General features: G+C 59.8%; 9 protein-coding genes. 2 read left to right on the top strand and 7 right to left on the bottom strand.

The annotated features are described in order from the left end of the window. Positions 1-1275 precede the first annotated feature (1275 nt). On the top strand, positions 1276-2916 hold the full coding sequence (locus ABIV12_RS09170) for an FMN-binding glutamate synthase family protein (protein WP_348058493.1): 1641 nt from the start codon (positions 1276-1278) through the stop codon (positions 2914-2916). 169 nt (positions 2917-3085) lie between these two features. Here ABIV12_RS09170 and ABIV12_RS09165 read toward each other — a convergent pair whose 3' ends face one another. Then, on the bottom strand, positions 3086-3511 hold the full coding sequence (locus ABIV12_RS09165; RefSeq protein WP_348058491.1) for a hypothetical protein: 426 nt from the start codon (positions 3509-3511) through the stop codon (positions 3086-3088). A gap of 191 nt (positions 3512-3702) precedes the next feature. Between ABIV12_RS09165 and ABIV12_RS09160 the strand changes: the two genes are divergently transcribed. Next, complete coding sequence (locus tag ABIV12_RS09160) at positions 3703-3999, top strand: hypothetical protein (protein ID WP_348058489.1); 297 nt, start codon at positions 3703-3705, stop codon at positions 3997-3999. Positions 4000-4044: 45 nt separating this feature from the next. Here ABIV12_RS09160 and ABIV12_RS09155 read toward each other — a convergent pair whose 3' ends face one another. The 6 genes from ABIV12_RS09155 to ABIV12_RS09130 form a co-directional block, all read right to left on the bottom strand. Then, complete coding sequence (locus ABIV12_RS09155) at positions 4045-4473, bottom strand: GNAT family N-acetyltransferase (protein WP_348058487.1); 429 nt, start codon at positions 4471-4473, stop codon at positions 4045-4047. A gap of 444 nt (positions 4474-4917) precedes the next feature. Next, positions 4918-5319, bottom strand: a complete 402-nt coding sequence (locus ABIV12_RS09150; protein WP_348058486.1) for a DUF1801 domain-containing protein — start codon at positions 5317-5319, stop codon at positions 4918-4920. Between the two features lie 260 nt (positions 5320-5579). Beyond that, a complete protein-coding gene (locus ABIV12_RS09145) occupies positions 5580-6047 on the bottom strand; it encodes a group II truncated hemoglobin (protein WP_348058484.1) in 468 nt (155 codons plus the stop codon). Positions 6048-6144: 97 nt separating this feature from the next. Beyond that, positions 6145-6486, bottom strand: a complete 342-nt coding sequence (locus tag ABIV12_RS09140) for a hypothetical protein (protein WP_348058482.1) — start codon at positions 6484-6486, stop codon at positions 6145-6147. Positions 6487-7429: 943 nt separating this feature from the next. Beyond that, positions 7430-7762, bottom strand: coding sequence for a hypothetical protein (locus ABIV12_RS09135; RefSeq protein WP_348058480.1), 333 nt, complete (start codon positions 7760-7762; stop codon positions 7430-7432). Positions 7763-7827: 65 nt separating this feature from the next. Further along, positions 7828-8493, bottom strand: coding sequence for a hypothetical protein (locus ABIV12_RS09130; protein WP_348058478.1), 666 nt, complete (start codon positions 8491-8493; stop codon positions 7828-7830). Positions 8494-9943: the final 1450 nt, after the last annotated feature.

The raw sequence follows: 9943 nt of genomic DNA, 5'->3' as shown, positions 1-9943 counted from the left end.
TCCACGCGCGTCGTCGCGACCGGTGCATTCTTTTGCAGCGCAGGCGGCCGTTCGGGCGTCTCCGTGGCGCGTGCGCTCGGCGGCGCAGCCACGGGAATTGGAGAGACGGTCGGACGCGCGGGCGTAGCCGGAGCCGGCTCCGCAGGCGGCAGCACGACACGAGCGGGCAACGACTCAACCGGAGGCTTCGCAGGAATCGGCTGTTCAAACCGCGGCGGCGCTGGCGGCGCGCCAGTCGGAGTTGGAGTCGGAGTCGGAGTCGGAGTCGGAGTCGGAGTCGGAGTCGGAGTCGGAGTCGGAGTAGCGACCGCAGGAGGCGGAGCAGGGTTCATCGCCCGCGGAGTGACGGGCTGTGGTGCGGTCGCGGGCGTGACGACGACCGGTACCACGCGACGCGAAACGGTCGTCGGCGCGTCGGTGGGCGATTGGGTCGGTACTGGCGCCGGCGCCGGTGCAGGTGAAGGTGCAGATGAAGATGAAGATGAAGATGAAGGTGAAGGTGAAGGTGACGGTGACGGTGACGGTGCAGGTGACGGTGAAGGTGCCGGAGTAGACACCGAATTCATTCCTTCCCCTGCGTAGCGGGGGAAGGTGCCCGCAGGGCGGAAGGGGGCGCTTTTGGTCGAACCGGAGTCCGGCGCACGAGGCACGCTGGAGTCCGGGGTCGACGGCGGCGCGACGACGGACGCTTCCGCGACGATCACATCGACACGTCGAGGAGTGACCGCGGATTGCGCGGCGTCGGGACGCGCGTTCGACGCCTGAGCTGGAGGCTGAGTCGGAGGCTGAGCCGGCGTCGGCGTCGGCGTGGAAGTCTGCCGCTCCGCGTCGACGTCAGTTCGCACCGGCTGCATCTGAGCCTTGGCGGCATCTGGCCGGGAAGGCGAGAGCAGCGTGCCTTGAGACGGCGCGACGCTTTCGGCATCACCGCCCAGATCAGCAACGTCGGACGATTTCGGTGGCGCAGGCTTTCGCGCACGGGGCGCGCGCGGCTTCGGCGCGGGCATCGCGCCATCGGTGGCGATGGACGGAGCGTCGTCTGCCGACGGACGTGCGACCGCGGTGCGACGTCTCGTCGGTTTCACCGGCAAAGCTGCATCGTCGGGAGGCGCCGCATCGCCGGTCGTCACCCGTGGCTTGCGCTTGCGTGGCGTCTTCGGTGGTTCGCTGTCTTCCATGGCGCAAGTTTAGCCCGCAATGCGCAGCTCGAAACCACGGTCTATCCTCGCATCATCGCAATGTGCGCTCCGGCGCACGACCCAAACCGGAGTTCCAATGGAAAAGTGGCTGCCTTCACGCTATCTCGCATTCGTCGCGAGCGTGGTGGTTCTGATTCTTGCGGTGCTCGCGTGGCAGGACGGTCGGACGGCCAAGGCTGTTGCGATCGTGAGCGCGGTGCTCGTCGTGATCGGCATCGCCGACCTGGCGCAGTCGCGTTCGACCTTGCGCAGGAACTATCCGCTGTTGTGCCACGTGCGCTTCTTTTTCGAGATGGTGCGGCCGATGCTGCGCCAGTACGTGGTGGAATCGGACAACGAGGAAGCGCCGTTCTCGCATCTGCAACGCGCCGTCGTGAAACAACGGTCGAAGGACGTACTCGACCTGCGACCGTTCGGCACCGAGATCAACGTGTATGAGGAGCGCTACGAATGGCTCAATCATTCGATGCGGCCCAGCCTCGTCGACAGTCACGATTTCCGCATCGACGTCGGCGGCGTGGAGTGCACGCAGCCGTATTCGGCGAGCGTGTTCAACATTTCAGCGATGAGCTTCGGCTCGATTTCGCCAAACGCGATCCGTGCACTCAACGAAGGCGCGCGTCGCGGCGGCTTTTATCACGACACCGGTGAGGGATCGCTGTCGGACTACCACCGCGAAAATGGCGGCGACATCGTGTGGGAGTTGGGCTCCGGCTACTTCGGTGCATGCGAGCGCGCCGGCGTGTTCAGCGAACCGCGCTTCGTTGAAAAAGCACGCCTCGCACAGGTCAAGATGATCGAAGTGAAACTGTCTCAGGGCGCGAAGCCCGGCCACGGCGGCGTGCTGCCGGCACCGAAAGTCAGCGCCGAGATCGCGGCGACGCGCGGCGTGCCGATGGGTGAAGACTGCGTGTCGCCATCGCGCCATTCCGCGTTCGACACGCCGGAAGAATTACTGCGATTCATCGCGCGCATGCGTGAACTCTCCGGCGGCAAGCCGACCGGATTCAAGCTCGCAATTGGCCATCCGTGGGAGTGGTTCGGCATCGCGAAGGCAATGACGACCACTGGAATCCTGCCCGATTTCATCGTCGTCGACGGTGGCGAAGGCGGCACCGGCGCGGCACCGCTGGAATTCACCGACCATGTGGGCACGCCACTGCGCGAAGCCCTGATGCTGGTGCACAACACGCTGGTCGGGCTGAATCTGCGCGATCGCATCCGCATTGGCGCCAGCGGCAAGGTGATCACCGCGGTCGACATTGCGCGCACGCTGGCGATCGGCGCGGACTGGTGCAACGCCGCGCGCGGTTTCATGTTCGCACTCGGCTGCATCCAGTCACAGAGCTGCCACACCGATCGCTGCCCCACCGGCATCGCGACGCAGGACGCGCGCCGCTGGACCCGTCTCGATGTGCCGGATAAGGCGACCCGTGTCGCAAACTTCCACGCCAACACGCTGCGCGCGTTGAAGGAGCTGATCCAGGCCGCGGGTCTCGATCATCCGAGCGAATTCGGCCCCGAACACGTGATCCGCCGCGTGTCGTCGCACGACGTGCGTTCGCTCGCGACGCTCTATCGGTTCCTCGAACCGGGTGAGCTGCTTGCCGGCATCCCGGAACACATCGTGTTCCAGCGTTTCTGGGCAGCGTCACGCGCCGACACGTTTGCTGCACCGGCGGAACTCATCGCGCGCCGGGCGACGAAGTTGCGTTGAGGGGTTTGCCGCTTGGCACGCGCGATAGGTCGACCCGCTGTCCGACGGTTCGCAGCGTAGGGATTTCACGGTCGGATTGTCCGCCGGTTTGCGCCCCAGTACCGCGCTCGACGCCGATGAGCCAGGTCACTTGAAACGCTGGTTCGTGATACAGCGTCAAAACGTGTGGCTATGCCACAAGAGTGAACCCATGTTCAGAACACCAGGAACGCAGCGCCGCTTCCGTGGCTTGCTGCTCGTAATCATGCCATGCGGCGAGTTCGCCGTTTCGCGCAAGCATTGACTTGAATCGCGCGTACGCACCACGTTTGCGAAAATAATCCAACGTGGCGTCGTGTTCGCCGGGAAGGCGCTCTGCGACGAAGCGCAGGGCAAGAGATCGACCGAGATCGAGTTCGCTCCTGCGCGGAACCGCGACATACAGACTCTCGTCGCCGACATCATCCGGCGTGTCCTCGTCGGCTCCATCGCCGCACCAGTGGTGCGTCCCCATCTCCCTGCTGATATAGACCTCGCACTCACCCGCACCGGCGTCGCCCGCGCTGACCCATTCATACGCCAACAGCAATTCGGCGAGACTGACGGAGCTATTCATTGACGGCCCTCGACGCGTTCTCGTTGTAACGCGTGACGATGCCTCGTCCGCATGCGTGACCATGTCGCTGCCACGAGGCTGTGCGGCCCAATGCAGTCGGGCAACGTTGCTCGCCGCGCGCTTCGCGGGCTCGCTTGAGGTGATCGTTATGCATCGCCTTGAGGTGCGCGCGCGAGCTCACGTTCGACAGCGTGCCAATCAAGGGCTCGATCGATGTGCGGCCATTCACGGGTAAACTGGAAAACGCGGCCGAGATCTCTTGCCCACGCGCCGCCTACGAAGCCAAGCAGAAGATGGGAAACGAGGTCGCCGTTGAAATATGCGTCGAGTACCACGAACGCTGCTACGGTGAGATTCGCAGCCCAATACCACGCTGGTTGACGCGCAAACGCCTCGACAATCGTCGGCGCTCGTCCGCGAAGTCGGGACCAGTACCTGAGAAGTGCCAGGCCGCGCCGATTGATCCGGTCTTTATGCATGAAACCTGAGCTCAACGGTGGCGAAGTCGGTCGCCTTGAACGAACGGGCAGGCATCACTGTTCTTCATGCGAATAGACAATGAACCCCGAATGGGTCGCAACCTTGTCGTAAAGCGCGCGGCCCGCATCATTGGTGACCTGCGTTTGCCAGTAAACCCGCTTTGCGCCAGCGAGTTTCGCTTGTTCGTAAACAGATTCAATGAGTCTTCGGCCGATTCCTTGGCCCCTCACCGCAGGATCAGTGAAAAGGTCCTGCAGATAGCACACACACTCGATCTTGGTTGTGCTGCGATGAAACAGGTAGTGCGTGAGCCCGACCAGACCCCCATCGCACTCTGCCACCAATGCGAAAACCGGCTCTGTCGGATCAAGAAAGCGACGCCACGTGCTCTGCGTGATGTCCGGTGAGAGCGCCTTGTCGCCGTGGCGCCCGTAAAACGCGTTGTAGCCATTCCATAGAGGCCGCCAGGACTCAAGATCCATTTCGCGAATCGGCCGAATCAGCACGTCGATTTTCCCTGGAATTTGTGGCGAGAAGCCCGAGAGGCGGAGCCCATCGAGGCCGCAGGCCGCGATCTTCCTCGCAAGAAGCGAGAGGATCAAGGGAGACGACGATGGCCGCAATGATTCGTTGCAGGCCACCAACGACATTACCGGAGCGTCCAACTCGTTGGGTCGACGTTGCATCAAATTCGCTGAGCAGAATGCACTTGGCGATTGACTGCTCTCTTTCCGCGTTCCGAGATTTGCAGGGGAGTGACCGGCTTGGGACAGTCGTTGACCACCTCGATACAAGCCAGGCTCTGGTCAGTGAACATGCCCCGATCTTGTATGCCTTAACTTCCTATGCCGTGGCAATCCGCCGATGCGCGACGCCTCGTCGGAAACCATCGGAAAATCTCCCAGCAAGTCGGCTTGACCGCATTGTCAGCCCGCATCGACCGGCGGCACATGCTGCAACCACGGCCGGATCACAGCGACGAGCGGCTTCCGCGCCTGAGCAAAGGACTCTGCCGTGGGCAAATTCACGACCGCGCGATCCGGCCCGAGCCATTTGAGAATTGCGTGTGGGTCTTCAATGGCTCCAACAGGAATCGATTGCTTTTTTGCACCCAGATGCAGAATCAGCTGAAGAGGCGGTTTTCCGTTCAGTCGCATGGTTGCGAAATGCTCGGACGTATGAAAGCTTGGAGAATTCCACTTGATCTCCTCGCCAATTGCCGGGCTGATGCCAAGAATCAATGCGCGTAGCGCCTGGATATCAGGTACGAGCGGATGATCCAGATTGCCGATCAACTCATCGATTGCGGAAGAACTCTTGCGCGCCACGTTTTCTCCTGTTCCCTGACGCTGGAATTGGGCGTCGTCGTCGCCGTCCGCCTCGAATCAATCATCAGCCCGCAGCTTACGCGCGTTGGGAGACGTCGCGGGCGAAAGAATCGCCCAGCTCGGCGATGCGGCCAGGCATGTCCGGCCCGAGTTCGAGTGTGTCGTTGCGGTGACTGGACCTGCTTGCTCATATGCACACATCTCCCTCGTTCCTCAGCTCCTTGAGGGATGAGGCCGCAGCGTGGATTGTTCTTCACGCATCACTGCAAGTAAGGGCCTTTAACCTCACCCCAGCCCCACTTCGGCATCGGCGCATGTGCATCAACTGTGGCGCCAGACTTGGAGTTGAGAACGGCAAGCCTTGAGCCCCATTCAAGATAGCCGACCAAGGCCGACCGGAACTCTGGGTCTTCAGGCATCTGCAGTTCATCGGCCGTGTCAAGAAGAAGGGCGACCCATTGTCGCCGTTGGGCTTGCTCAAGATGTCGATTCAGGTGCTGCTGGATCATGTGCGCGTGGCCGCCATGGATCGCGGAATATTCGGTCGGGCCGCCGAGGACTTCAGCCAGGAATACCGCGACGTGTTGTGGATGCTCATCGCTCATGTGGGCAAAGATGGGAGCAAGGATCGCATCGTCTCGCACACGCTCATAGAACCGCGTGGTCAAGCGATTCAGTGCTTCGATACCACCGAGCCATTCGTAAAGCGTTGGGACGGGCTGGTTCATGTGGGGGAGGCTCTCTGCGGACGAACGCTTGAGTTAACGCACCGCGCGGGGCGCCGGATTTTCGCGACCACCTTCAACGGTCGCGTTGGATGAATTGTTAGGTCGCATTGGCTTGCACCTCAACTTGGACATCAAGATCTCGGATGTTGTCCGGGACATCGGCGAACCCGGCGTACTCGAGCATAAGCTCGTGATGCTCAACGAAGGCCAGATAGCTACCCAACATTTCGCCCACACGACCAAGAACCATTGGTTCATGAAGCACGATGCGCGTACTCGGCAGGTGATGATGGCGAACGGTCAGGCAGTAGCCGACACCGGAGTAGTCGTAGCTGACGAACTCCGCGTCACGAACGACGGCATTGACCAGGGCCTCTCCTAGTATCTCAGCGCCAAGCAACATGAGCGCTTCAATCTCGAAGGAACGAAAGTGGTCCATATGAAACCCAACGCTTGGGTTAATGCGCCGCTTAAGACGCTGGATTTCGCGGCGACCCTCAACGGTCGCGTTGAACGAACAGTTGGGCGTCGAACAGGCAGTGCTTGCAGTTGGGGCACTTGTTTGCCGCTATTGCGGTGCGCCACGTGAGCAAGCTGAGTGATTTGCCGCAAGCGTTGCACCCCGGGGCAAAGCGAGCAAAGAAAGCGCGCAACCATAAGAACCAAATGAGCACAACGATGGTTTCAAACAAGGAAATAGACGCGAGCACGACGAGGTTTGGAGACGGCCGCGTTTTGACATATGCAATCATGCCAATGAGTGCGGAAACCAGAACAATGTTGACTGGAATACTCGAAAGCATAAACGCGCGTTTGAAACGCGCGTGTGCTGTGCGCGCTTGAAGGGAGAAATCTGATCTTTCCATCGAGGCCTAACGATGAGGGTAAGCGGCGGCGGTACTCCGTTCGCTTGGAGGATCAGTTAGACCGCAATGCTTCGCGGCCATGGAGCAAGAGCTTTTCGATTAGAGCAGATGGACTCTCATAGTCCCAGCGCTCGGCGCGGAACTCTGCTGTACTTGTCTGAAGTTGAGCGCCGTCCCTGTAAATGGAAAGTGTTACATCTGCCCCGGGTAGCATACCGTTTAGGTAGCGCTCCTTGCCGCCAGCAGCAGAAAACGATATGCCCGGGAACGAAGCCTGCAAGGAAGCGACGGCGGCGCGTTGAAATGGCGTGACACCGTCTGCATCTGGCAAGTCCTGCCTAAGCCACGCCTGCTTGCGAAGCTGGCGCGACTCGCGCGATTGCTGAAGTTTTCGAAGTAGCGGCAAAGACATAGTTTGCGGTCTAACACCTGCGTTAACGCGCCGCGCGCGGCGGCCCGATTTCGCGACGACCTTTTACGATCGCGTTGGACGAATATTAGCTCGCAACGCTTGGTTTACTGCCACGCTCGCACGGCTTCTAAAAGATGGCCGCCGTCATCAAATTTGAGGCCCAAGGCGCCCACCCAAACATACCCGTCCTTTTCGAACGAATCGAAGTGCTGTGCAGCACCTGAAGCGGCCATTAGCACATGAGGGCGATCCGCGCCGGAATGGATCACTAACGGCAAGATTGCGAGAACCTGAGCCAACGCTTCTCTGTTGTCGCGCAGCGACACGTCTTGGTGCGTGAGCACGACACCCACATCGAGCGAATGGTATAGCCACCAGCCATTGGAAGTGGCTAGGGCCAATATTAGAGCGAATATGGTCACTTTGGAGTTCGTCACGCGGGCTCCTTGCGAGCTAACGCTTGAGTTAAGCGGCGGCGTAGCCGTCCGCCTTGAACGAGTTGTTATGCGGCAGACGAGGCACGCTGGGTAGCACAAAACACCTCGAATGCTTCGTAGAAGACAGCGGCGAAAGCGTACAGACCGCCTTCGGAATCATAGCGCGCACGATACATGAACACTGCGGGGTTCTCGCCGCCTGTAGTTTCGTGAGCGAGAAACGTCCGAGTAACGTCTATTGCCGCGAGGTGCGGCGCCGGAACCTCTACGCTTGCTTGATTTTGAGCGTAGAGATTTGGCGAAATTACGTGAAGCGACCTTTCGAGCTTAATTCCGTATTTGTGAAAGAAAATTGCAGTGGCGATTGCAGAAATGCAGCGGTTGAAACGAGCTAAGTCGATCTCTAACATCTCGCCGATATCGAGCTTTAGGCCAACTGGCTTGATGAACGCTGCATGGACATGTGGTGTACGTTTAACCGCCCGCAAAAGCTTGTCAAAGAAATGGGCCTTGGCGACCTCGCTGGAGGCACCAGCTGCAAGAAGAATGATCGCCCTTAAATATTCATCGTCTTTCGACTTGGCCGCATTGTGCAGGTCGCACGATGGGACAGTAATTAAGTTTCGACGCAGGTCGTGGCCAGTTAAATTGGCCTCAGGAAAGAAGCACTTGGGTGGCGCGTGTTCCGATGAGGTCGCGGCCGCTCCACACATGTAACAAGTTGCTTGCATGGTTTGCTCTGCCGCATAACGCCTGAATTAAGCCGCGCCGCGAAGCGGTGTCGGCTTGAATGAATTGTTATGCGCCTGATTTGGTCGGTGAACCCGGCGGGCTGAAGCGATCTTAAGCCCGCGAAGGTCGGGATGCGAGGGTCATCTCACGAAGACCAAGCGGGTCGGTGGCGACGAAAGGCAACTCTGTCAGCCGCAATGTACGTTCAATTGGGAATCTCAGATCGCGTCGCCGATGCATTCCACCAAAGAACCCACGCACCAAGCATGACCACGCATAACGCCTGAATTTAGCGGCGCGCGCAGCGCGTCCGCTGGAATGAATTGTTATGTGCTTTACTTGCATTGGCCAAATACATGCGTGGCTCTGGCTAGCGCATGAACAGCATTCTGTACTGCCTCTAGGACCTTCGGCGCGAGGTGCTGACTGACCGCATCGCGAAGTTGCGCTGTGCTCTGCAAATAAGCTTCCAAGCGCTGCTCGCAAAGAATTTTTGAGCCCTCCGTGTTTGCGCTCAGAGCTTGCCCTCAAAAAGCGCGCAATTTGTCGCGGAGTGCTTCCGATTCAGTATGCTGCAAGGAGTCTAAGACTCCATCAATGAGCGAGACAAGCATGCTGGACCATTCGGTAGTGTCCACAAACACCTAACGCCTCAGTTAACGCGCCGCGCGAGGCGGCCCGATTTCGCGGCAACCTTTCACGGTCGCGTTGGACGATAAGTTAGGTATGCCGATTGCGAGCGCGTGGCCGCTGGACGAAGCGAGGTAGCCTTCCTTTAATGGCCGCGTACGAAAAGAGGAAAAAACCGTACAAGCCACCGATGAAGAGCAAGACGCTTCCGAAAGAGTGGGAGTCGTTTCTTAGGACGAGCCAAAGCATGACGAACAACGCAGTTCCGCCTCCGAGGGCAAGAGCGCCGCAAACGACGCGCTGCCAGCGTGGGATTTGTGGGCTTTCCGCCTGATCTTCCACTGGTGCTCCCGAGGCAAACCTAACTACTATTCGATTGCGAAGTGGGATGTTTTCCCGCAGCGCAACTTGGGGTACAGGCGCCTGTCTGTAAGTGACTTCTTAAAATCATCAACGAATTGCGCCGTCGTTGCGGTCTATTCCTGCAGCCTAACCCCGCGGTGTTTGTCGGCGGCTGGGAGGGTCGTGGCGCGATCGTCTCATCCGAAGTTGACTGCAGCAAGTGACGCTACAGCTTGCTTCGTCGCGTCGGCTGCTGAATGAGGGATGGAGCGTCGGATCACTTCGATGTACGCGGCGCAGAACGTTGGCCAGAGGCGAGGAAAAAGCTTCCGCCCGTCATCATCTACCGGTCCGAGTTGGTCTGTACGATTTCAGATCAGCGTGGGCCGCCTGGCAGCCGCTCGTCCCCCGGGCGTGCTGCCGACCCCTCATTTCGAAACGGCCATTCGGTGGCCGTCAGCCATGCGGCACCGCCAG

The organism is Dokdonella sp., from assembly GCF_039926425.1.
GTDB lineage: Bacteria > Pseudomonadota > Gammaproteobacteria > Xanthomonadales > Rhodanobacteraceae > Dokdonella_A.
This window is presented reverse-complemented; position numbering and strand designations above follow the sequence as displayed.

Excerpts from the sequence above, each read along its gene's own strand:
- ABIV12_RS09170 (WP_348058493.1), top strand. The coding sequence starts at position 1,276 with ATGGAAAAGTGGCTGCCTTCACGCTATCTCGCATTCGTCGCGAGCGTG.
- ABIV12_RS09165 (WP_348058491.1), bottom strand. The coding sequence starts at position 3,511 with ATGAATAGCTCCGTCAGTCTCGCCGAATTGCTGTTGGCGTATGAATGG.
- ABIV12_RS09145 (WP_348058484.1), bottom strand. The coding sequence starts at position 6,047 with ATGAACCAGCCCGTCCCAACGCTTTACGAATGGCTCGGTGGTATCGAA.
- ABIV12_RS09155 (WP_348058487.1), bottom strand. The coding sequence starts at position 4,473 with ATGGATCTTGAGTCCTGGCGGCCTCTATGGAATGGCTACAACGCGTTT.
- ABIV12_RS09130 (WP_348058478.1), bottom strand. The coding sequence starts at position 8,493 with ATGCAAGCAACTTGTTACATGTGTGGAGCGGCCGCGACCTCATCGGAA.
- ABIV12_RS09140 (WP_348058482.1), bottom strand. The coding sequence starts at position 6,486 with ATGGACCACTTTCGTTCCTTCGAGATTGAAGCGCTCATGTTGCTTGGC.